The 21,193-nt window shown below is 54.0% G+C and carries 22 protein-coding genes; 12 read left to right on the top strand and 10 right to left on the bottom strand.

Annotated features, from left to right (window positions below):
- Positions 1 to 6 precede the first annotated feature (6 nt).
- From OES20_15650 to OES20_15615, 8 genes are all read left to right on the top strand, one after another.
- On the top strand, positions 7 to 2,439 hold the full coding sequence (locus tag OES20_15650) for an MMPL family transporter (protein ID MDH3636134.1): 2,433 nt from the start codon (positions 7 to 9) through the stop codon (positions 2,437 to 2,439).
- A gap of 51 nt (positions 2,440 to 2,490) precedes the next feature.
- Positions 2,491 to 2,883, top strand: coding sequence for a DUF6165 family protein (locus OES20_15645; GenBank protein ID MDH3636133.1), 393 nt, complete (start codon positions 2,491 to 2,493; stop codon positions 2,881 to 2,883).
- Positions 2,884 to 2,953: 70 nt separating this feature from the next.
- A complete protein-coding gene (locus tag OES20_15640; protein MDH3636132.1) occupies positions 2,954 to 4,138 on the top strand; it encodes an aminomethyltransferase family protein in 1,185 nt (394 codons plus the stop codon).
- Positions 4,139 to 4,412: 274 nt separating this feature from the next.
- Positions 4,413 to 5,363: an ABC transporter substrate-binding protein gene (locus OES20_15635; protein MDH3636131.1), complete on the top strand. Its 951-nt coding sequence runs from the start codon at positions 4,413 to 4,415 to the stop codon at positions 5,361 to 5,363.
- A gap of 149 nt (positions 5,364 to 5,512) precedes the next feature.
- Positions 5,513 to 6,589 carry a betaine/proline/choline family ABC transporter ATP-binding protein gene (locus OES20_15630; GenBank protein ID MDH3636130.1) on the top strand — a complete coding sequence of 359 codons (1,077 nt, stop codon included), beginning with the start codon at positions 5,513 to 5,515 and terminating at the stop codon, positions 6,587 to 6,589.
- Complete coding sequence (locus OES20_15625) at positions 6,586 to 8,646, top strand: ABC transporter permease subunit (GenBank protein ID MDH3636129.1); 2,061 nt, start codon at positions 6,586 to 6,588, stop codon at positions 8,644 to 8,646. The genes OES20_15630 and OES20_15625 overlap by 4 nt, the downstream gene beginning before the upstream one ends.
- A 36-nt stretch (positions 8,647 to 8,682) precedes the next feature.
- Positions 8,683 to 9,141 (top strand): universal stress protein, encoded by a 459-nt coding sequence (locus OES20_15620; GenBank protein MDH3636128.1) that lies wholly within the window; start codon positions 8,683 to 8,685, stop codon positions 9,139 to 9,141.
- 265 nt (positions 9,142 to 9,406) lie between these two features.
- Positions 9,407 to 9,721 (top strand): YciI family protein, encoded by a 315-nt coding sequence (locus OES20_15615; GenBank protein MDH3636127.1) that lies wholly within the window; start codon positions 9,407 to 9,409, stop codon positions 9,719 to 9,721.
- Between the two features lie 13 nt (positions 9,722 to 9,734).
- Here the strand turns inward: OES20_15615 and OES20_15610 are convergent, their stop codons facing one another.
- Genes OES20_15610 through OES20_15595 form a run of 4 tightly spaced genes read right to left on the bottom strand, consistent with a single transcriptional unit; the run spans position 9,735 to position 13,019 of the window.
- On the bottom strand, positions 9,735 to 10,592 hold the full coding sequence (locus tag OES20_15610; protein ID MDH3636126.1) for a phytanoyl-CoA dioxygenase family protein: 858 nt from the start codon (positions 10,590 to 10,592) through the stop codon (positions 9,735 to 9,737).
- Positions 10,592 to 11,338 carry a histidine phosphatase family protein gene (locus OES20_15605; protein ID MDH3636125.1) on the bottom strand — a complete coding sequence of 249 codons (747 nt, stop codon included), beginning with the start codon at positions 11,336 to 11,338 and terminating at the stop codon, positions 10,592 to 10,594. The genes OES20_15610 and OES20_15605 overlap by 1 nt, the downstream gene beginning before the upstream one ends.
- 2 nt (positions 11,339 to 11,340) lie before the next feature.
- Positions 11,341 to 12,216, bottom strand: a complete 876-nt coding sequence (locus OES20_15600; GenBank protein MDH3636124.1) for a 3-keto-5-aminohexanoate cleavage protein — start codon at positions 12,214 to 12,216, stop codon at positions 11,341 to 11,343.
- 5 nt (positions 12,217 to 12,221) lie between these two features.
- Complete coding sequence (locus OES20_15595; protein MDH3636123.1) at positions 12,222 to 13,019, bottom strand: enoyl-CoA hydratase-related protein; 798 nt, start codon at positions 13,017 to 13,019, stop codon at positions 12,222 to 12,224.
- A 199-nt stretch (positions 13,020 to 13,218) separates the two neighbouring features.
- Between OES20_15595 and OES20_15590 the strand changes: the two genes are divergently transcribed.
- From OES20_15590 to OES20_15575, 4 genes are all read left to right on the top strand, one after another.
- Positions 13,219 to 13,599, top strand: coding sequence for a RidA family protein (locus OES20_15590; GenBank protein ID MDH3636122.1), 381 nt, complete (start codon positions 13,219 to 13,221; stop codon positions 13,597 to 13,599).
- A 198-nt stretch (positions 13,600 to 13,797) separates the two neighbouring features.
- Positions 13,798 to 15,192: an amidase family protein gene (locus OES20_15585; GenBank protein MDH3636121.1), complete on the top strand. Its 1,395-nt coding sequence runs from the start codon at positions 13,798 to 13,800 to the stop codon at positions 15,190 to 15,192.
- 55 nt (positions 15,193 to 15,247) lie between these two features.
- Positions 15,248 to 15,514 (top strand): DksA/TraR family C4-type zinc finger protein, encoded by a 267-nt coding sequence (locus OES20_15580; protein ID MDH3636120.1) that lies wholly within the window; start codon positions 15,248 to 15,250, stop codon positions 15,512 to 15,514.
- Positions 15,515 to 15,538: 24 nt separating this feature from the next.
- The gene (locus OES20_15575; GenBank protein ID MDH3636119.1) at positions 15,539 to 16,393 is read left to right on the top strand and encodes a hypothetical protein; all 855 of its coding nucleotides are present in this window, start codon (positions 15,539 to 15,541) and stop codon (positions 16,391 to 16,393) included.
- Between the two features lie 9 nt (positions 16,394 to 16,402).
- Here the strand turns inward: OES20_15575 and OES20_15570 are convergent, their stop codons facing one another.
- From OES20_15570 to OES20_15545, 6 genes are all read right to left on the bottom strand, one after another.
- Positions 16,403 to 16,810 (bottom strand): acyl-CoA thioesterase, encoded by a 408-nt coding sequence (locus tag OES20_15570; protein MDH3636118.1) that lies wholly within the window; start codon positions 16,808 to 16,810, stop codon positions 16,403 to 16,405.
- Positions 16,811 to 16,841: 31 nt separating this feature from the next.
- Entirely contained in the window at positions 16,842 to 17,273 is a 432-nt protein-coding gene (locus OES20_15565) for a YkvA family protein (protein ID MDH3636117.1), read from the bottom strand.
- Positions 17,274 to 17,303: 30 nt separating this feature from the next.
- A complete protein-coding gene (locus OES20_15560) occupies positions 17,304 to 17,714 on the bottom strand; it encodes a hypothetical protein (GenBank protein ID MDH3636116.1) in 411 nt (136 codons plus the stop codon).
- Positions 17,715 to 17,976: 262 nt separating this feature from the next.
- Positions 17,977 to 19,119 carry a response regulator gene (locus OES20_15555; protein MDH3636115.1) on the bottom strand — a complete coding sequence of 381 codons (1,143 nt, stop codon included), beginning with the start codon at positions 19,117 to 19,119 and terminating at the stop codon, positions 17,977 to 17,979.
- Complete coding sequence (locus OES20_15550) at positions 19,112 to 20,323, bottom strand: response regulator (GenBank protein ID MDH3636114.1); 1,212 nt, start codon at positions 20,321 to 20,323, stop codon at positions 19,112 to 19,114. The genes OES20_15555 and OES20_15550 overlap by 8 nt, the downstream gene beginning before the upstream one ends.
- A partial coding sequence (locus OES20_15545; protein MDH3636113.1) for an ATP-binding protein occupies positions 20,320 to 21,193 on the bottom strand: 874 nt, incomplete at its 5' end. The genes OES20_15550 and OES20_15545, both read right to left, overlap by 4 nt.

The following is a 21,193-nucleotide window of genomic DNA, read 5'->3' as shown; positions in this document are numbered from 1 at the left end:
CAGTCCATGCTGCACCAATTTATAGCGGTTTATAACCGCCTGGTTCTGAAACAACCGTTGGCAACGCTGATAGTTATTATCAGCGTGGTCGCGTTTTTCCTGTTGTATATCCCCGACTTCGAACTCGATGCCTCGGCTGATTCGCTGGTGCTTGAGAATGATGCCAGCCTCAAATCCTATCGCGGCATCCGTGAGCAGTACGGATCGGATGATTTTCTGATTGTCACCTATAGCCCGGAGCAGCCGCTTTTCAGCCAGGAAGTGATCGCCGACATTACCCGCCTGAGGGATCTATTGATCCAGCTTGAGCAGGTCGATTCGGTCATCAGCATGCTCGACGTGCCGCTGGTGGACAGCCCGCCAATGACGCTCGCAGAGATCTCCCGCAAAGTGCGCACCCTCGAAAGCGAAGACGTCAATATCCAGCTAGCTGAACAGGAATTGAGGCAAAGCCCCCTGTACGAAAACCTGCTGGTCAATAGCGAGGGCGATACCACTGCGATGCAGGTCAACCTGGTGACTAACCAGCACCTGCTCGACCTGATCAACAACCGTGACAAGCTCTACGAAAAGGTGGGGGTAATGCCGGACGCGACAGAGCGTGTCAAACAGCTAACGGCGCAGATAAAGATCGAGAACCAGGCGCATAAAATTAAACTGGATCAAACCATCGTCCAGGTACGTGACATCCTGGATGCTTATCGCGCCAAGGCAACAGTCTTTCTAGGTGGGGTACCGATGATCACGTCGGATTCGATCGAGTTTATCCGCAGTGATCTGAAGGTTTTCGGGGTCGGGGTTATCCTTTTCATCGTCATTATCCTTGCACTGTCGTTTAAACATGTTCGCTGGGTGGTACTGCCGCTGGCGGTGTGTCTAACCAGCGCCATGACCATGATGGGCTACCTGGGCTGGGCACAATGGCCAGTGACGGTGGTGTCATCGAATTTTATTTCGCTGTTGCTGATCATCACGCTATCGCTGATTATCCATCTGGTCGTACGTTACCGCGAGCTCGTGACAATTAAACCCGGGGCCAGCCAGTACGAGCTGGTCAGCGAAACCGTGCAAAGCAAGTTCAGCCCGAGCTTTTACACCGCCGTAACCACCATGGTTGCCTTCGGTTCCTTACTGGTTAGCGGGATTCGACCGGTTATCGACTTCGGCTGGATGATGGTCATTGGCATCTCGGTATCCTTTGTGCTCGCGTTCACGCTGTTTCCAGCCGCGCTTATGCTGTTGCCGCGACTGGAAACGCGTATCAAAAAAGACCTGACCGGCACCGTCACCGCGTCGATCGCGAATTTCATCCAGCATCGTACCCGTGCAACATTGCTGATATTCGTGCTACTCACGTTGATCGCGCTGACCGGTATACCCCGGCTTTCGGTCGAGAATCGATTCATCGATTACTACAAGGAAAGTACCGAGATTTACCAGGGCATGACCCTGATCGACACCAAACTCGGCGGCACCACCCCGATGGACGTCGTCATCGATGCGCCGGCGGACGAAGTGCTTGCCGTGGATGAGTTATTTGGCGACGGAGACATTACGTCCAGTAGCTACTGGTTTAATCGTGACGGCTTGCGAGAAGTTGCCAAAATACACGACTACCTCGACAAGCTCCCCGAAACCGGCAAGGTACTCTCGGTCCATACCGGGATGAAACTACTGGAATCGCTCAACAATGGCAGACCCTATAACGACTTCAAGCTCGCGGTGGTTTACAAGCGCCTTCCGGAAGACGTTAAAAAAGCACTGATCTCACCCTACTTGTCGCCTGATGGCAACCAGCTGAGATTCAGCATACGCCTGTACGAGTCGAGCAAAACGTTACGACGCCAGGAACTGATCGAGCAGATTTACAATGACCTGACCGGAGACTTCGAGCTCGCTCCAGAGCAGGTCACGGTGTCGGGTATTGCGGTGCTGTATAACAACCTGCTGCAAAGTCTTTTTCGATCGCAGATCCTGACGCTGGGCGCGGTTTTTTGCGCGATACTGGTGATGTTTATCGTCCTCTTCAGGGCAGTCCGCCTGTCGTTCGCGGCGCTGGTGCCGAATATCATTTCCGCGGGATTAATACTGGGCCTGATGGGATGGATCGGTATCCCGCTCGATATCATGACGATCACCATCGCGGCGATTAATATCGGAATCGGCGTTGACGACTCGATTCACTATATCCATCGCTTTCGCGGCGAGTTTTTGCAAGACCGGAATTACTGGGCGGCGATTGCACGCTGTCATAACAGTATCGCCCGGGCCATGTACTACACCTCGGTGACGGTGGTGTTGGGATTTTCGATCCTGGCGCTGTCAAACTTCATCCCGACGATTTATTTTGGCGTGCTCTGCGGTCTTGCCATGATTACCGCGTTAATCGCAAACCTGATGCTATTGCCAATACTGATCGCGCGTTTCCGGTTGAGCTAGCCCGTTAACGCGGTTAGTATTGCCGACCTCGAAAACCTGTCTTTATATAGCATGAACGAAATCCTGATTCCGATCTCTCCCGGCGAGTTACTGGACAAGATCACGATCCTGCAGATCAAGGTGGAACGCATCACCGACCCTGCCAAGGTTGCGAACGTCAAAACTGAACTCGAACTGCTGAGCAAGGTATGGGACGAGTCGGTCGAGTCCGATGATGTCATCACGGCGCTCAGCGCCGAACTCAAGTCGATTAACGAGACGCTCTGGGAAATCGAGGACGATATCCGTGCCGAGGAACGCAACCGACGTTTCGGCGAGCGCTTCATTGAGCTGGCGCGAGCGGTTTATGTCACCAACGACAAACGCGCCGATGCCAAGAAACGGGTCAACCTGCACCTGAACTCGACCATTGTCGAAGAAAAATCTTACCAGGATTACCAGTAATACCGATTCATCAACTTCGGGGCCAGCACTTGATTTCAACGGCAACGACAACCATGCAGCAGACTAGTCCATGAGTTCCAGTGACGGCAAAACCAGAGATCTCGTTTCCACCTTACCCGGTGCGGGCTGGGACTTTTCCCTGTCGCGGCATCCTTATCACATGATCGAGCGCCCGTTTGGACCCCATTACTGCGTTTACAACCGGCGCCAGATGGCCTGCTGTTTCGACAAGCTCGATATTGTCGACGGATACTGGCGGTTGCGCCAACAGGCCGCGGTACTGCATACCGGTGAATTTCCACTGCAATTCAGGGGACCCGAAGCCGAGCGCCTGCTGGACAAACTTTTCACCAAGGACATCACCAGGGTAAAACCGGGGCGCTGCGCTTACGGACTCGCCTGTTACGAGGATGGCGGTCTGCTGATTGACGGAATCCTGCTGCGGCTCGAATCCGGCCTGTTCTGGTACGCGCAGGCCGATGGTGATTTTTACAGCTGGGCACGCGCGCATGCCGCGGGCATGGATGTCGAGATCAGTGATCCGCGGGTATTCGTCTCCCAGGTGCAGGGCCCGAACTCGCTTAAAATCCTCGAGGCCGCTAGTGACGATGGCATGCCCGAACCTTTTGGCTACTTCGGGCTAGCCCGCGTCAGTCTCGGCGGGCAGCAGGTTGTTATTACGCGCACTGGCTACACCAACGAACTGGGCTGGGAGTATTACACCGAGCCACATCACGACGCAGATGCCCTGTGGAGCCACCTCAAGGCCGCCGGGGAGCCTTTCGGTATGGAATTGTTCGGGCTGGATTCGATGCACATTCGCAGGATCGAAGCCGGCATCCTCAATGCCGGCTCCGATTTCGACCATACGACCACGCCCTACGATGTCGGCCTCGGACGCTTCGTTGATGCGAACAAGGGTGACTTTATCGGCAAGCAGGCACTGCTTGCCGCGCCCAGGGACAATCGACTGACCGGCCTGAAATGCGAAGCGGAACCGCATATTGGCGGTGAGGTCAGTATCCACAGCGAGCCCGTCGGCAAGATTACTGCCGGCGCGATTTCACCCTACCTGGAACAAGGCATCGGCATCGCGTTGATGGATCAATCAGGCTTCCGTGACGGTGACCCGGTAACGATCAGGTGCATCGACGGCGAGATGCATTCGGGCCGTCTTGCCAGTTTACCGCTGTACGACAAGGAGGCCGAAATACCGCGCGGAAAACGCATCGAAGTACCCGAAAGAAATGTTTAATAACGATACCTCGAGTCTCATTATAATGGTACTATTTTGGTATAAAATAAGGATGGAAACCGGCGATCTTATCGGATCGCGCCTTACCGAATGATCTAAACTATATTTCCATGTAGTATATAAGCTATTGTTATATTTAAATATTTTTAATTTTTAATCATAAACCAAATTGACTAATTTGGTCCATATTTGGTACTTTACAAAATAATAAATTCATGTAGCATTAGCCTTCCCCATAATTCCTATACATATAACTAGAGAGGAGAGTCTGTAAATGAAATTTCTTACCAAATTAGCCGTGTTGCTGCTGCTTGGTGCCTCGATTGGATTATCCAACGTCGTCCAGGCCAAGGATAGTACCAAGCCGATCGTCATCCCGATCCATAACTGGTCGAGCCAGATCGTCATGGCCTACGTCATCGGCGGCATTTTCGAAAGCATTGGCGATAACGTCGAGTACGTGCCCGCTGATTCGCAGGCCGTATACGAGTCGATCCGCAACGGCGATGTCACCATTTCGCACGAAGTCTGGCAGTCCACTTTCGGCAAGTCCTTCTACAACGCGATGGCCAAGGGCGGTGTGATCGACGCCGGTACCCACCAAGCGACCACGCTCGAGGAAATGGGCGTTCCGACCTGGGTTATCGAAAAGGGCCTGTGCCCCGGCTTGCCCAATTGGGAAGCGCTCGCTAAATGTAGCGATAACTTTACCACGGCTGATTCAGGTGGCAAGGGCCGCTGGCTGGAAGGCCCGCAAAGCTGGCACGGCGACCTGATGCCGGAGCGCATCAAAGCGCTAGGTCTCGACGACAAGTGGACGGTCAAGTTCGCCGGCGGCGCCGACGCGCTGTGGACCGAACTCGCGTCCGCCAAGAAAGAAGGCCGTGGCACGGTCATCTTCAACTGGACGCCGAACTTCACAGATGCGGAAGGTTTCACTTTCATCGAGTTCCCGCCGTATACTCCTGGTTGCCGCAAGGCCGACGGTGGTGATGGTAAGTGCGGATCACCCAAGGGCTGGTTGAAGAAAGCGGCGAACTACAAGATGCCGAAAACTCATCCGCATGCTTACACGATCTTTTCGCAGCTGTCGTTCACGACTCCGCAAATCGGTCAAATGGCTGCACTGGTCGACGTCGACAAGATGGACCACAAAGATGCCGCGAAGAAGTGGCTGGCCGACAACAAAGACGTCTGGGAAGGCTGGACCAAAACCGGCATGTAAGCCGTTGGCTGGATCCAAAACGTGAAGTAATAAAGAACCCCCCCAGCGCAGAACATCTGGCTCGGGGGATTCTTTTTCTAAACGGTAGTATTTCCTGCCCGCGCAAATGTGGTAGTTTTACGATCCGGGGGAGAATCAAAAATATAACCATGTCTACTCAAGCTGAAACTTCGTCTTCAGACGAACCGGTCATCCGTTGCGATTCGGTCTACATGATATTTGGCGACAATGCGCACAGCATGCTGGAACAGGCCAAAGGCGTCGTCGACGCCGCCAAGTTCCAGGAAGCCGGGTGCATCGTCGGGGTCAACAATGCCTCGTTCGAGGTGTATGAGGGTGAATTGCTGATCATTATGGGCTTGTCGGGCTCCGGCAAGTCGACGCTGATGCGCTGCATTTCCAGGCTGAACGAGGCCACTGCCGGGAAAATTTACATCGAGGGCGAAGATATCCTGGCGATGAATGACAAGCAATTGATCGAGCTGCGCCGCAACAAGATGGGCATGGTGTTTCAGAGTTTCGCCCTGCTGCCGCACAAAACCGTACTCGAAAATATCGCCTTTCCGTTGCAGGTCAAGGGAGTCAGCACCAAGGACAGCATGCAGCGGGCCAAGGAAATGGTCGATCTCGTCAGTCTCACCGGGCGCGAAAACTACTTTCCGCGGCAGCTTTCGGGCGGCCAGCAGCAACGTGTCGGCATCGCCCGCTCGCTTGCGATCGAACCCGATATCTGGTTTCTCGACGAACCCTTTTCCGCGCTCGATCCGCTGATCCGCAAGGAGATGCAGGACGAATTTCTGCGCCTGCAGGATGTGCTCGGCAAAACCATTTTATTCGTCACCCATGACTTCGACGAAGCGCTGCGCCTGGCTGATCGCATTGCCATCATGAAGGATGGCATCATCGAGCAACTCGATACGCCGGCGAATATCGTGCTCAACCCGGCCACCGAGTACGTGCGCAAGTTCACCGAGGAAGTACCGCGTGAAAAGGTGCTCAAAATCAAGTCAGTCATGGATCCCTTCGATCCCAGCGAGGAGGTCAGCGATTTGAGGGTTTCACAAGATGCCATCATTGAGACCGTTGCCGAGGACATTCTGAATACCGACAAACCGGTACCGGTCGTCGACTCGGCAGGTGAGATCGTTGGTGCTTTGCATGCTTCCCATATTATCCACGTCCTGTTTGGCGGCCACTCTGACGACGCGGCTGAAAAAGCACCATGATCGAAGCGCTCCGGCAAAAGAAGCACCTGCAGTTTGTTTTACTGCTAGTTTTTTTTGTGCTGCTGTGCGTCATCATCACGCCGTCCGAAGGTAACTGGTTCTGGCGTTTACCACCGTTGATCCAGAAGCTGCCGCAGATTATTACCAGTTCGGTCGACTACATCATGTTCGACTGGTGGTTGATCGACGTCTGGGACCCGGATATCGAGGATTATGAAGAAAAACCGCTGATGAACCAGTTCACCCGTTCGGCTTCGGGCTTGATCCTGTTTCTGATCGAATTTATTCGCGAAATCTTTCTCGGTGGGGTTAAGACAATCGTCACCTTCAGCGGTTGGGATTGGGCGACTGAAAACCAGTGGGCGCGCTGGCCGGGATTGCCGTGGACCGTGGTTGCCGGTGGCGCCGCGATTCTGGGTTATGCGCTGCAAGGGCCACGGCTGGCGCTGTTTGTCGGATTTACATTCGTATACATCGCGGTATTCGGACAATGGGAACCGTCGATGGAAACCCTGTCCTTCGTCCTGATCGCCGCGCCGATTTCGGTCTTGCTCGGCCTCGTGCTCGGTATCTGGGCATTCAGGAGTAAAACCGTGGAGATGGTGCTGAACCCGATACTCAACGTGATGCAAATCATGCCGCACTTTTCCTACCTGGTCCCGGTCGTGGTGTTTTTCGGTATCGGCGATCATGCCGGCGCGATCGCGACAGTTATATTCGCCACCCCACCGATGGTGCGGCTGACCATACTGGGCCTGAAAAAACTATCGCCCGAGGTCGCCGAGGCTGGATTGATGAGTGGTTGCAACAACCGGCAACTGTTGTTCAAGGTGCTGATTCCTACTGCCCGGCGGGATATCCTGATCGGGGTCAACCAGGCCATCATGTCCTGTCTGGCGATGGTGGTTATCGCATCCCTGATCGGCGCCAAGGGGCTTGGTAACAATTTACTAATCGCATTGAACCAGCTGAGGATCGGTCTCGCACTTGAACTTGGCATCTGTATCGTCTTGATTGCAATCATGCTCGATCGGCTGTCGCTCGCCTGGGCCGATAAGCAAATCGATTACTTCGCCGACCTGTCGTTCTTCGAACGGCACAAGTTTTCGTTGATGTTCGGTGTCGTATTCGTTGTTGGTGTCATCCTGGCATTAATCGGCTCGTTGGTATTCAAGGAGGGGTTTAACTATCTCTACCTGATTCCGCACAACAAGGGCATTACGACCCAGGATTTCTGGCAGGCCGGGGTCGACTGGATCTGGGATACTTTCTTTTACGCGCTCAAAGGTTTTAACGAATGGCTGATCGTCCAGGTACTGGTACCGGTCAAGACCGCTTACCTCGCCATGCCGGTTGCTGCGACTTTCGCGCTGGCAATGGGAATCGGATACATCGTCGGCGGGGTTCGAGTGGGCCTGGCTGTTGGTGGATTTCTGCTGTTCATCGCACTGACCGAATGGTGGGATCGGGCGCTGATCACCGCTTACCTGATGACGCTGTCGGTGCTGATCTCGACCGCCATCGGCATCGTTGCGGGTACGCTATGCTCACAACATCCGGTGAGCACGCGAATTATGCTAACGATATGCGATACCTTCCAGACGTTCCCGTCGTTCATTTACCTGATCCCGGTGATGATGTTGTTCGGTGTGACCGATACCTCGGTGCTGATCGCAATCGTGGTCTACGCCACCGTCCCGGCTACGCGTTACACGATTCAGGGTATGCTGAGCGTGCCGCTGCAGCTCCAAGAAGCCGGCTCGATGTCTGGTGTGAGCCGACTGCAGCGATACCTGTCTATCGAGCTGCCGATGGCCTTTCCGCATATTGCGCTCGGTATCAATCAAACCGTGGTGTTCGCGCTGTCAATGGTCATCATCGGCGCATTGATCGGGACCGACGATCTCGGGCAATTGATTCTCAAATCCTTGTCTGATAAAGACGGTGTCGGCAACGGGTTGGTACTGGGCCTATGTGTTGCCTTTATCGGGCTCGCCATCGACCAGGTGCTGCGCACCTGGGCCAATCAAAGAAAACAGGCCCTGGGATTGGCGTAACGCTGCCATTCCAGTGACTGTAGGAAGGATAGAAAAGTGATTAACAGGATACTGGTTGCAACCGATGCGTCGGCGGCTTCGAACCGTGCATTGGAAATGGCGGCTCAATTTGCCGTACTACACGACGCTGAAATGCTCATCATTCACGTTATTCGCGATATGCAAATACCCTTTGAAATCGATGAAATTCCGGAACTGGAATTCCATCAGATTGAATCCTTTAATGATGCGCGCGAGGAAATTATGCGCAAAATCGCTGAATCTATCTTAAGAATCGCCAGGGAAAAAGCGGAAAAGGCCGGAGCCAAGAAAGTTGAAACCGCGATCGGAACCGGTGATCCTGCAACCAGTATTCTCGGCTTTGCCGAGCGATCGAAAATGGACTTGATCGCGATGGGGACTCGGGGTCTGGGCAAGCTGAAGGGCACTATATTAGGCAGCGTCTCGCGCAAAGTTGCCGACAATGCCGAGACCAGTTGCCTGATCGTCAGATAATCAAACGCGTAGGGGTAAGTGGACTTATTCAGCGATCAACGAGTTTTCTGCTCACCCCACCGAATTCGTACCGGGAACCAGATAGTTAAGAATGAGGGTTTGCTGCAGGCCGATTGCGAAAGCTCATCTCTTCAAACTGAGTGTTCAATTTCGATTTTATCGTAAGCAACCTGATAACTGATACCGGCGCCAAAGAGTCGAATCTTTAGCGCAGTTTGCGTATCCTGATTGGTCCGAACAGCTAAAAAACAGCGAGGACAAGACAATGGCCAAGTTTATTTTTGCTTATCACGGCGGCAAGATGCCGGAAACCGAGGAAGAAGGCGCGCAGGTTATGGCCGAATGGATGGCCTGGTTTGAGAATCTCGGCGCAGCGGTTGTCGATGGCGGCAACCCGCTGGGTCCGTCATCAACAGTCAATAGCGACGGTTCTGTCACCTGCGACGGGGGTCCAAATCCACTGAGCGGTTACAGCCTGATTAATGCCGACAGCATCGAGCTGGCAACCGAGCTGGCTAAAGGCTGCCCGATATTGAAAGCAGAGGGCTCAGTCGAGATTGCCGAGGCAATGGATATGTAGGCAACCGGCGTCGCTAGTAGGCCGTGTATAGTTCCTGTTCCGCGCCCTCGGCGAGTGCGGTGGACTGGTCCTGTCTGATCCGGGCGTGGAGTTCGAGATCGGCCGGGTCGAAAAGGCGCCCGGGTGGTGAGACATGAATCCAGTTTTTACCTTCGTCAATACCTCGAACCAGCATCGCGTAATCGCGTTTAGCGACTAACTGTTTCACTTCCGGGGTTATAAAGCGAAATGCCAGGCCGATGCGATCCCGGGCACTGCGATTAGGTCCCGATGCGTGAAACATCCGTCCGTGGTGAAACGAAACCTGTCCCGGGTCCAGAATAACGTCTACCGCATCTTCTTCTGCAACATCGACCGCAACTTCCTGTCCTCGCGACAACAGGTTAGTGGCATCGAAGGTATCCCGATGCGGAACGATTTGCTGATGGTGCGAACCCGGAACAAAACGCATGCATCCTGACTCGACATTGACGTCAGACAGGGCCAACCATGCAGTCATCTCTTCGTTGGTTTCACCAAGTCCCCAGTAAGTCAGGTCCTGGTGCCAGCTGACAATCTTGTCGGTATGCGCGGCCTTGATAAAAAACTCCGCGCTCCACAGCAGGATATTCGGACCCAGGATTGATTCGACCCGGTCGAGTAGCTGTGGTGCCCGGGCGACTTCGTTTACAAATGGAAGCAGGTAATGGGTATTCGCGCGCAGTAACTGTGCGAGTTCGGGTTCAAGTCCTTTCTCACGTGCCACCGTTCGTGCGTGCTCAAGCTCACCAAGGATATGGTCGACCCGGTCTTTTACGAAGACATCCAGCGGAAACAGGAAGCCATCCCGCTGGTATTGATCGACTTGATCAGCCGTAAGCGAGTATGCCATTACCAGGTCACCAGTTCGTTCGGCAGATGATCGATTCTATTCATGTAGACGACGTTATGCGCGCCGTTGACAAAGTCAATACGCGATATCGACGTGTTGTGAAAAGTCCAGTTGGCAACCCAGTGATTATCATAGTTGGGATGGTGTCTTACCACGCCCATGAGTTCATTGACGAATTGATCGATGAAATCGCCATGCGCCACCAGTGCAATGGATTCGTCACTCTGATCAAGTCGCTGCCTGATATCGTTTACCACCTTTTGCATACGCGTGATAAAAGCCAGCTCGTCTTCGACCGGTCGACTCCACCAACCCTCGTCATTAAATTCTTTCGGCAACTTCAGGCTCGGAAAACGCTGTGCGAAATAATCCCGACCAGGCCCGGGCAAACCCTGCAGGTTACCATCGTCATCAACATCATAAATGCCGTGCTTTTCAAAAATATCGGGAAGAGCCTGCAACTCAAGGTCACAGGCTCCGGCTATGTACTCCGCGGTAAGAATCGAGCGCGTCATCAGGCTGCAGTAAACATGGGTTAAACCAAAATGGAATCCGTCGGCCGGGATGAACGGGTGCTGACGGGGCTCCGCCTCGGGATGCGCCAGGTGCTGCCCCAGCGTTTCAGCCTGGCGATGGCCTATCTCGGTAATCTCGGGATCAGGGTGACGACCCGCCATGTGGTCACTGCCGTCCCAGATCTCGTTATTGGCCGACTGCGCGTGCCGGATCAGGTACAGCCTTGCCACGACTAGCGTTCTATCCCCAGACGCTCAGCCGCTTGCTGAGGCGTCGCCAGTTCGCGACCGAGCTCACGGATGATGCGCACCGCGCGCTCTACCAGCTGCAGGTTACTCGCAAACTCACCCTTGTCGAGATAGAGGTTATCCTCGAGCCCGACGCGGCAGTTACCGCCCTGGCTCGCGGCCTGGGCCACGATTGAAAATTCCATTCGCGAAATACCGAAAGCGCTCCAGTTCGCGTCTTCTGGCAACAACCCTTTCATGACACTGAGTATCTCGGGCGTTGCCGGCGAAGCATGTGGAATGCCAAGACAAAGCTGGAACATCGGCGCACCATCGATCAGGCCTTCTTCGATCAGTTTATGCGCAAACATGATATGCCCGGGTTCAAACACTTCGAGCTCGGGCTTTACGCCAAGTTCACGAATACGCTGCGCCATGATGCGTAAATGCGACGGAGTATTAACGAAGATGGTTTCACCGAAATTGAAAGTGCCCACGTCGAGCGTACAGATATCGGGACGCAACTCCTCGACATGATGCAGGCGATCAAGCGGTTGTACCAGGGTTGTTCCGGGACCACCGACGGCGGCGTCCTCGTCGCCAGGCGCGAAGCGCGCCCCTTCGCTGGTGGTGAGATTGATCAAAACATCGCTGCCAGAATCACGGATACGTTCGACGACCTCGCGAAACAGTGCCAGATCCCCAGAGCGCATTCCGGTTTCCGGATCGCGCACGTGGATGTGGACGATCGCCGCACCTGCTTTCGCAACCGCGATGCAGTCGCTCGCGATATGTTCAGGTGTAATCGGATAATCGGGGTGCTTGCCCTGGTTATTGTGCCCGCCGCTAACGGCACAGGTCAGTATCACTTCGTTAGACATGGATCTTATTTCCCCTTGAATTGCGGCGGGCGTTTTTCATTGAAAGCTTTAACTCCTTCGCGCCGATCGTCGGTTGGTACCGTGCGGTTATAGGCTTCAATCTCAAATACAAGCCCTTCGGCCAGCGACATCTGCAAGCCGCCATGAATCGCCTGTTTTGCCTGACGCACCGCAATCGGTGCATTGGCTGCAATGCGCGAAGCAGCCTGTATGGTTTCATCTAGCAAAATGCCGGCGGTAAACACTTCATTCACGAGTCCCCAACGCTGGGCCTCTTCTGCATTGAAACGTCGTGCCGATAATATCAATTCCTTGGCGCGGCGCTCACCCAGTGCTCGCGCCAGGGTCTGGGTGCCGCCGGCCCCGGGGATTATTCCAAGACTGGTCTCGGTCATCGCGAAGCGCGCATTTTCTGACGCATAGACAAAATCGACCGCTGCCGCGAGCTCACAACCACCCCCAAAAGCGGCGCCATTCACCGCGGCAATCAACGGCAGTGGACAATCGATGATGGCGCGAATCATGCGCTCGTAAATGAGATGTTGCTCGGTCCAGGCTTCATTCGTCATACCGTCGCGTTGTTTCAGATCGCCACCCGCACAAAATGCTTTGTCGCCGGTTCCGGTTAAAATAACACAGCGATTGTCGCCGGGCTCCAGTGCCAGTGTTTCAAAGCAATGCATCAGGTCGGTTGCCATCTGCGTATTAAACGCATTGGCGACTTCGGGTCGGTTCAGCGTGATTTGCAGGACGTGGGTGGCCGGGTATTCCAGCACCAACGTTTCATAGATTTGATCGCTCATACGCGGTGGCAATTTGGCTCCAGGTTCGGCACTATATAGTACTTGATTCAATCCTGGAGGGGGAACTAGTAGATGAATCCAAATCAAGACGATAAAACCACGACGAAACACCTGGTTTACACTTTCATCGCTTTCGTGGTTCTGGGTGTCCTGTTAATCATCGGCGCCAATATGGTCGGCTGAAAATACGGCACCTGTTATTTTAAACCGCGTCCAGCCAAAAGCCGTTCCGGAATCAAGTGCACCTTTCAGCCAGGTGGTTCTGGATGACCAGTACGCCTTCCTCTCGGGACTGGTTGCAGCCGATTTCCCGGCCGGAATTGAGGTACTGGGTGACGCGGCGGCCGAAACCCGTGCCATATGGGCTGCGATCGGCAGCATACTCGATGAGTTAAGTCTTACAAAAGAACGCATTGTCAAGGTAGAGGTGCACCTCGCCAATCTGGATGATTTCGATGCAATGGATGCCGCCTACCGCGAATTCTTCGATGGCGATGCCTACCCCGCGCGCACCACGACCGAGTCGAAACACCTGTTTGGTGGCAGCAGGGTTGAAATTACCTGCCAGGTCAGGCGCTAGTTCGTCACCCCACCGACCATCACCAGCTCAGACGCCAGATTTCCAGTCTCGCGGTCGTGATCCAGATATTCGAGCGAATCATTGAGCGGCTGCGGTATCGGTTGCGCGGGTTTCGACGCATGACCTGGGCTCGCATAATATGGGCACTTACAATATTCACTGCTTTATACTATTTCGACCTGTAGCGGAGGATCAGCGATGACTGAACTGTGGCGCCTGGGCGCAGCCGATATTGCAACTCGCGTTGCCAACCGCGAAATTTCTGCGACCGAGGTTACCGAACAAAGCCTGCAGCGATTGCAGGACGTCAATCCTGCGATTAATGCCGTGGTGCAGCCAATGCCAGAGGCTGCGCTGGCCGCAGCACGTGCGGTCGACGATGCTATCGCCGATGGCCATTCAACCGGAATACTTGCCGGGGTGCCGGTTACCATCAAAGTCAATATCGACCAGCAGGGATTTGCCAACACCAATGGCATTCGAATTCAGCAAGATAATTTCGCCGGGCAGGACAGCCCGGTGGTGACGAACCTGCGCAAGGCCGGCGCGATTATTGTCGGCCGCACTAATACGCCGGCGTTTTCGATGCGCTGGTTTACACGCAATTCCCTGCACGGGCATACGCTCAATCCACGCAACGCGAAACTGACCCCGGGTGGTTCTTCGGGCGGATCTGCCGCTGCCGTGGCGGCCGGCATCTGTGCGCTCGGACACGGTACCGATATTGCGGGTTCGATCCGCTATCCGGCCTATGCCTGCGGGCTGCACGGCATTCGACCGAGCCTGGGTCGAGTCCCGGCTGTCAACCTTTCGCTCCCGGATCGCCACATCGGCGCCCAGTTAACCGCGGTTTCGGGCCCCATCGCACGCAGCATTGCGGATCTCAGGCTTGGACTTGCCGCCATGGCCGCCGGCAGTGAGCTCGATCCCTGGTGGGTTCCGGCCCCGCTCGAACAGGCGCCGGCGCCGAAACGCGTGGCACTATGCATATCACCCGATGGCCTCGAAGTTATGCCTCAGGTCGAACGGGCGTTGCACGAGGCAGCCAGACAGCTCGAGGACGCCGGATGGCAGGTGGCCGAAGTCGATAGTCCTCCGATGCGCCAGGCCATGGAATTGCAATTGCTGCTGTGGATGTCGGAGTATCAATTCAGTGGCGGTGCAGCAGTCAGGCAGGAAGATGATCCCGACGCCAATTTCGTGTATGCGCAATTGTGTGAAAACTGCCCGATACCGACACTCGAGAGCCTGATGGAAGCACTGCAGCAACGCATAACGCTGGCGCGCGAATGGCAGCTGTTCCTGGCGCAATACCCGATCCTGCTGTGCCCGGTTTCTGCCGAACCGCCCTTCCCCGACATGCTCGATGTTGAATCACCCGAGTCGTTCCGGCGCGTGCTCGAGGCACAGATGACACAAATTGCAGTACCCCTGATGGGTATACCCGGGATTTCAGTCGCAACCGACGGCAACACTTCGGTTCCGATGGGCGTTCAACTAGTCGCGTCGCGGTTCCGGGAAGACACCCTGTTCGCTGCTGCGACCGATATCGAGGCCCGTAATGCACCACTTGAAATTGCAGATCCAGATTGAACATGGCAGTTTTCAGGCGCAGAATATCTACCTGTTATTGAAGCTGGAGTAATCCATGGCAACAGGTTGGGCGCGCGATGGCGCGGTGCAGGATCAGATCGATGCCAGTGTCGAGGACGCGGTCGAACTGGCGCGCAGCCGTTTACCCAAAGGCGAAAGCCTCACCCATTGCGAGGAATGCGGTGTCGACATTCCCGAGGCGCGCCGCAAGGCCATCGTGGGGGTGCGTCTATGCGTCAACTGCCAACAGGAACTCGATCAGCAGCAGGCAAGCCAGGGCGGCGTCAATCGCCGGGCCAGCAAGGACAGTCAATTACGCTAGACTAAAGCTGTGGAGAAATCAGCAATGTCACAGAAACTCGCCTGCACCGAAATCATTGATCACGCACGCTACCCGATCGATGAGCTGGATCATTGGCGACGCCGCGAAGTGATCGAACAGGTCAGGGCCGAGCTCGAGCATGACGGTTGTGCGGTAATCCGCAATTTCTTCAGTGCACCCGGTCTTCGGGCCCTGTTGACCGAGGCCAGTGAGCGAAAATCGCAGGCCTATTACTCGGAGCGTAAACAGTGCAATGTTTATCTCAACGACGGCGATCCGGATTTCCCGCAAGACCACCCGCTTAATATTTTTATTCCGCGCAGCAACGGTTTTATTACCGCCGATTTGTTCGGGGAAGAAACAACATCGCACCGGCTTTACTACTGGGAACCGTTAAAACAGTTCCTCTCCGAGTGCCTGGGCAAGGACGAGTTATTTATTTACGAAGACCCGGTATCAAACATGATTGTTAATGTCGGTAAACCCGGGCAACAATTCAACTGGCATTTCGACACCAACGAATTCACCATCACGATGTTGTTGCAGGCGGCCGACAGCGGCGGGCATTTCGAGTATGTGCCGGGCCTGCGCACAGCTCAGGACGAATGCTATGACGAAGTTAAACAGGTGCTCGAGGGTGATCGCAGCCGCGTTAAACGCCTCGAACTGAATGCTGGCGACCTGCAGTTTTTCCTGGGGCGTTTTTCATTGCACCAGGTTACCGCTAACAGCGGCAATACCGACCGGCTGTTACTGATCATGTCGTTCAGTGAAAAGCCCGGCATGGTCGGCAGCATGGCGCGGGTGAAGAACCTGTACGGCAAGGTCACCGATGTGCACGCCGACGGCCGGGTGCGCGCCGACGACCTGGTTGATTAGCAGGCCGGACTATTTCCGTGTCGGCAGATAACGCGCCAGGCATTCCGGCACCGGTAGCGTGCGGTGCTGTTCCATATCCATCACCAGGCTGGTTACGGTACCCTCAATCGCAATCGTACTATCGGGTTTAACGATCTGCTGCGCAAGCGTGAAACTCTTGCTACCGCGCTCCATCGGCCGGGTAATGATCTTGAGATCTTCATCAAGAAAGCATTCCCCGCGGTAATTAAAATTTATATTTAGTACCAGGGTCGCGAGGTTTTCGGCTCCACTCCAGCGACGTCCTTGCCAGAGCCCAGCCTCCGCATACCAGTCGTCGCGCGCATACTCGAGAATCTGCAGCGCAAAAACATGATTGAGATGCCCGAGATCATCGACCTGCGCAGTTGTCACCTTTACCGTCGAAACAAATTCCATTGTATTTTGGCTCTTGGTATTAAAAATGAGTTTAGCTGTCGTCTCGCTCGTGGGTTGCGTGAGTTGATTCCCATTCGATAAAGCGATCAATATCGCTTTTAATAGAACCCAGGATCCAACCGATTAGCGCGGCATCATCAATAAAGCCAAAACCTAGCAAAAAGTCGGGAATGAAATCGAGGGGCATTACAAAATAGATCACCGTTGCGATGATCGATACCAGGCTGCCCCATGGAATGTCCTGATAGCGACCCGTGGCATATGCGCGAAGCAGTCTCAGGCAAGTCATTAACAAGTTCCAGACTTCGGTTAACGGACCCTTGCTGGAATTTGCCTTGCGTGCCGCCTTGTCCAGCAAGTCATTTAATTTATCCGGATCCTTCGCGTACTCCGATGCCTTGCTTTTTGCAGACTTGTAAGAGGTACTTCCGGCTACGTTTTCGCCTTCGATTTTTTTGCGCATATCTAGTTTCCAACTGACCTGACCGGTATTTTACCGACAGGCTTCCAGCTCCCGCGTGGTGAAATCCTCTGACCACTGTATGCTTAATTTGCCGTCGCGCAAATTCAGCTCAAGCTGGTAGTCTCGCAACTGATCTTCGCCGCACTGGGCAAAGGCGAAGGCCTGGTTAACGCCGATATCGCGGCTTGGCTCATACCAAGCAAGATAACAATAGATAAAACCCTGTTTGATCCAGTTATGGGTGATGATGTATGGAAACAACAGAGGATCGCCTGTTTTTCCTGATTTATGCGCGGCACATTGACGCGCCGTTCCCCATATCCCCAGCAGCGCGGCTGGTGCTTTATTTTCACTCAAGCGGGGTTGCAGCGAAAACTGCGCCTGTGCGAGAACCTGCGTTGAGAACATAATCATCAAGACGACTACTACCACAACCTTCATAGCCCGAGTATGCAAACAGAGCTTACAAATGCAAACCAAAATATCCTTCCGTCAACATGATATTTCAAGTGACGGCATTGGACATTGTAAACAGTACCTCTATTCTTGACTGCAAGTCCAAGCGAACAGGCCACGATCTTGCAGTTACCATGCACAAAATAGAACTAAACCTGTTGATTCTGCTCGGAGGCGTCTGGCTGGTCGCGGTAATACTAAGACCGTTGGAACTGCAAACGATCAGGTGAGAGTTAAATGAAATAGGTTACTCTGCTTGACACCAGACGTTTACGGTATCGCCGATTTGATCGTTTACCTGGTAATTTTGCAGGTGCCGACGCACCGACTGCGTCGTCTCCTGGCCCTTAGCCACGAGCAACACTTCGCTCGAGGTCACTACATCGTCCGCCAGCAGCATGCCGTCCGCTAACTGAGAAATTGGGACAGGTTTTACGACTAATGCCGAATCTTGCTCGAACGTGTTATTGAAGGCGCCGAGTACGGTTGGATCGTAAAAATGCGCCTGGGCCTTCAATTTACCAAGCGCCGCCTGTTCAGAATCTCCGGACGACTCAAACGCATCAAAATCGAGAATAACCTTGATCAAGCGAGCGCCCAGCGGAATATCCGCGCTCTTGATGTCGTCTCGCGGATACCCCGAACCGTCATAGTTCTTTTCCTGGTAGCGAATCGCCTGGGCGATATCCTCCATGCGCGGGATCGCTTTCAGCAGATCGGCACCCACCTTGGCATGTAATGCGAACTCTGCGAGTTCGTCAAATGAAACTGATTCCCCATGTAGCTTGCGTTTCACGAGATCCTCGTGGACTGCCATGCTGCCAATTAGCGAAAGCATGGCGACATCCTCGAGCTGCCAGATATCGGGTAGCCCCATTTCTTCAGCTATTTGGCGAATCCGGTGCTTGAATCGGGTGGTGCGCCCAAAGACTTCCGGATTCGTCAAGGCGAGTACGTCGGTGAGCGCCTTGATACTGCCTTGCAAGGTATTCTCGAGCAGATCTTTTTCTGCTGTGATCAGCTGATGCTGGCGCAGTCCGCTGGTGATGGCGCCGGATAATTCCTCGGACTCACAAGGCTTGTTTAGAAACCTGAAAATATCGCCATGATTAACCGCATCAACCGCAGTCTGCTGATCTGCGTTTCCCGTTAACATCATGCGCACGGTATCTGGCGACTGCTGCTTGGCCTGCGACAGCAGTTCAACACCGTTCATACCCGGCATACGCATGTCCGAGACAATCACCGCGTAGGTGCTATTGGCATTCAGCATGCCCAGCGCTTCTTCGCCGCCTTCAGCCGTGTCGAGATCGAACTTTGAGCGCAAAGTGCGACGTATCGACTGCAGCACATTGGGTTCGTCGTCGACAAAAAGAATTTTCTCACCCATTAACCGCGGCCTCTACGTCCGTGATAAAAAGTTTTTCGTATAACTTCAGCCACTCCGGCAATCGTTCGGCTGCACCCATCTTGCCGATATATTCGCGGTCGAGCCCGGGCAGGTCTTCATGACCGTCGACACTGACAATGGCATGGGCAATGTGCACCGCTGTCAATGGAGAAAAATCCTCTTCGACGCATTCAGCAGGTACGTGGTGAAAGGCAACACACTCGACCACCGGATTCGGCAAGCCCCAGAGCCCCAACAGAAAGGCCCCGACATCCATGTGACTATGCCCGATGAGCTCGCGCTCGACTTCCCAGTCGGAACGATGTTCGTCCGCGGCAATTTTTTCCGCGCGAGCGAGTTCCTCGCCCAGGTTCACAGCAAACACGAGCTTGCCGACATCCGCCAGTAGCGCGCCCATTAAAGCGTAATCGCCCAGTAATTTGTGGGTTGTCTGCTGAACCGCAATCTGTTTCGCCAGTATGCCTACCTGGGAAGCGTGGCTCCAGATAGCCTGCAGTCTTGCCTCGCCGATGCTCGACTCGTCGAACTGTGAAAAAACACCCGTTGTCAGGACCAGTGACTTGATGACATCGAGGCCCAGAAACTTGCTGGCCTCAATCGGCGACGATACATGCCGCACGAGACCGAAAAAAGCGGAATTTACCAGCTGTAATATTTTTGCTGACATCGCGACATCGGACTCGATAATTTCCCCGATCTTCAGCAGTGACGGATCTTCCGACTGCAGCTCCTGCATGATGCTCTCATACTGGGCAGGCAGACTTGGTAATGATGATAAATTCGAAACCAGTTTCCTCAGCTGCTCGTCTTTCATCAGGTTTTTCAGCGCGTAGGCACGTTTTACAGTAGCGACGAGAGTGTCCGCGTCACAGGGCTTGGAAAGATACTGGTGAGCATGCTGCACGCAGCGGTAAATCATGTGCGAATCCGTTTCACCCGATAACGCAATTCGGATGGATTCCGGGAAGCGGTGCTGGATTTCGGACAACAGTTGGGCACCGTCCATCCCGGGCATTTTCATGTCGCTAACAATGATGTCAAAAGGCGCTTCATCAAGTGACTCCAGCGCCTGCTGGCCACTTTCCACAAAAACCATGTCCCACTCTTCTCTTAGTGGCCGCAGGATTCTGCGTAATCCACTGAGAATATTAGGTTCGTCGTCAACAAACATGATGCGCATCATGCCGCAACCTCGTCCATCAATGTTTCGCTGCCGTTAATTGGCAGCCGAATCGTAAAGGTGGTCCCACGACCGATAGTCGATTCCACTTCCAGTTTTCCCTTATGCTGGTCGACGATGGTCTTGTAAGCCATCGCCAGTCCCTGCCCGGATCCCTTGCCGACATCCTTGGTTGTGAAAAACGGATCAAATATGCGGTGCTTGATATCGTCAGGTATACCGCAGCCTGAGTCGGTAACACGGACTTCGACCTCGTCGTCGACCTGACGCGTGTTGATTTTTATGCTGCCCTTGTCGGCCGATTCGCCTTCCCTGGTGTCGTCGATCGCGTGCGCGGCATTGACAATCAGGTTGAGTATGACCTGGTTAATCTCCTGCGGAAAACATTTGACACTCGGAAGATCCTCGGCAAGATCAGTTTCCACGTCGGCGATATATTTCCATTCGTTGGAAGCCACGGTGATGGTATTTGATATTGACTGGTTAAGATCGGTAGCCTCAAGGTCCTTGCCACCCGGATGAGAAAACTCTTTCATTGCGCGTACGATATTTGAAATTCGCGTTATGCCATCCAGCGACTGATCGATGGCAAGCGGTATCTCCTCGACCAAGTACTCAGGGTCGGCCTTTTTGTAAGCCGCCTCGATTTCCTCGATCAACGCTTCGGTTACCGCATCGTTTTTGACGGCGCCCAATAGTTTGCTGTAGCCGCCGTTCAGTTCGATCAAGTCGTCAAACGCTTCCTTGATGAATCGGATATTGTCGCCGACGAATTGCGCAGGGGTATTGATCTCGTGCGCGATACCGGCTGCCAACTGACCGATCGATTCCATTTTCTTGGCCTGCGTCAGCTGTTGTTCGAGATTCTTGCGT

Source organism: Gammaproteobacteria bacterium (assembly GCA_029862005.1).
GTDB lineage: Bacteria > Pseudomonadota > Gammaproteobacteria.
The sequence above is the reverse complement of the archived record's forward strand: the minus strand, read 5'-3'. Positions and strand labels throughout refer to the sequence as shown.

Excerpts from the sequence above, each read along its gene's own strand:
- OES20_15650 (MDH3636134.1), top strand. The coding sequence starts at position 7 with ATGCTGCACCAATTTATAGCGGTTTATAACCGCCTGGTTCTGAAACAA.
- OES20_15645 (MDH3636133.1), top strand. The coding sequence starts at position 2,491 with ATGAACGAAATCCTGATTCCGATCTCTCCCGGCGAGTTACTGGACAAG.
- OES20_15640 (MDH3636132.1), top strand. The coding sequence starts at position 2,954 with ATGAGTTCCAGTGACGGCAAAACCAGAGATCTCGTTTCCACCTTACCC.
- OES20_15635 (MDH3636131.1), top strand. The coding sequence starts at position 4,413 with ATGAAATTTCTTACCAAATTAGCCGTGTTGCTGCTGCTTGGTGCCTCG.
- OES20_15630 (MDH3636130.1), top strand. The coding sequence starts at position 5,513 with ATGTCTACTCAAGCTGAAACTTCGTCTTCAGACGAACCGGTCATCCGT.
- OES20_15625 (MDH3636129.1), top strand. The coding sequence starts at position 6,586 with ATGATCGAAGCGCTCCGGCAAAAGAAGCACCTGCAGTTTGTTTTACTG.
- OES20_15615 (MDH3636127.1), top strand. The coding sequence starts at position 9,407 with ATGGCCAAGTTTATTTTTGCTTATCACGGCGGCAAGATGCCGGAAACC.
- OES20_15610 (MDH3636126.1), bottom strand. The coding sequence starts at position 10,592 with ATGGCATACTCGCTTACGGCTGATCAAGTCGATCAATACCAGCGGGAT.
- OES20_15600 (MDH3636124.1), bottom strand. The coding sequence starts at position 12,216 with ATGTCTAACGAAGTGATACTGACCTGTGCCGTTAGCGGCGGGCACAAT.
- OES20_15595 (MDH3636123.1), bottom strand. The coding sequence starts at position 13,019 with ATGAGCGATCAAATCTATGAAACGTTGGTGCTGGAATACCCGGCCACC.
- OES20_15585 (MDH3636121.1), top strand. The coding sequence starts at position 13,798 with ATGACTGAACTGTGGCGCCTGGGCGCAGCCGATATTGCAACTCGCGTT.
- OES20_15580 (MDH3636120.1), top strand. The coding sequence starts at position 15,248 with ATGGCAACAGGTTGGGCGCGCGATGGCGCGGTGCAGGATCAGATCGAT.
- OES20_15575 (MDH3636119.1), top strand. The coding sequence starts at position 15,539 with ATGTCACAGAAACTCGCCTGCACCGAAATCATTGATCACGCACGCTAC.
- OES20_15570 (MDH3636118.1), bottom strand. The coding sequence starts at position 16,810 with ATGGAATTTGTTTCGACGGTAAAGGTGACAACTGCGCAGGTCGATGAT.
- OES20_15565 (MDH3636117.1), bottom strand. The coding sequence starts at position 17,273 with ATGCGCAAAAAAATCGAAGGCGAAAACGTAGCCGGAAGTACCTCTTAC.
- OES20_15560 (MDH3636116.1), bottom strand. The coding sequence starts at position 17,714 with ATGAAGGTTGTGGTAGTAGTCGTCTTGATGATTATGTTCTCAACGCAG.
- OES20_15555 (MDH3636115.1), bottom strand. The coding sequence starts at position 19,119 with ATGGGTGAGAAAATTCTTTTTGTCGACGACGAACCCAATGTGCTGCAG.
- OES20_15550 (MDH3636114.1), bottom strand. The coding sequence starts at position 20,323 with ATGATGCGCATCATGTTTGTTGACGACGAACCTAATATTCTCAGTGGA.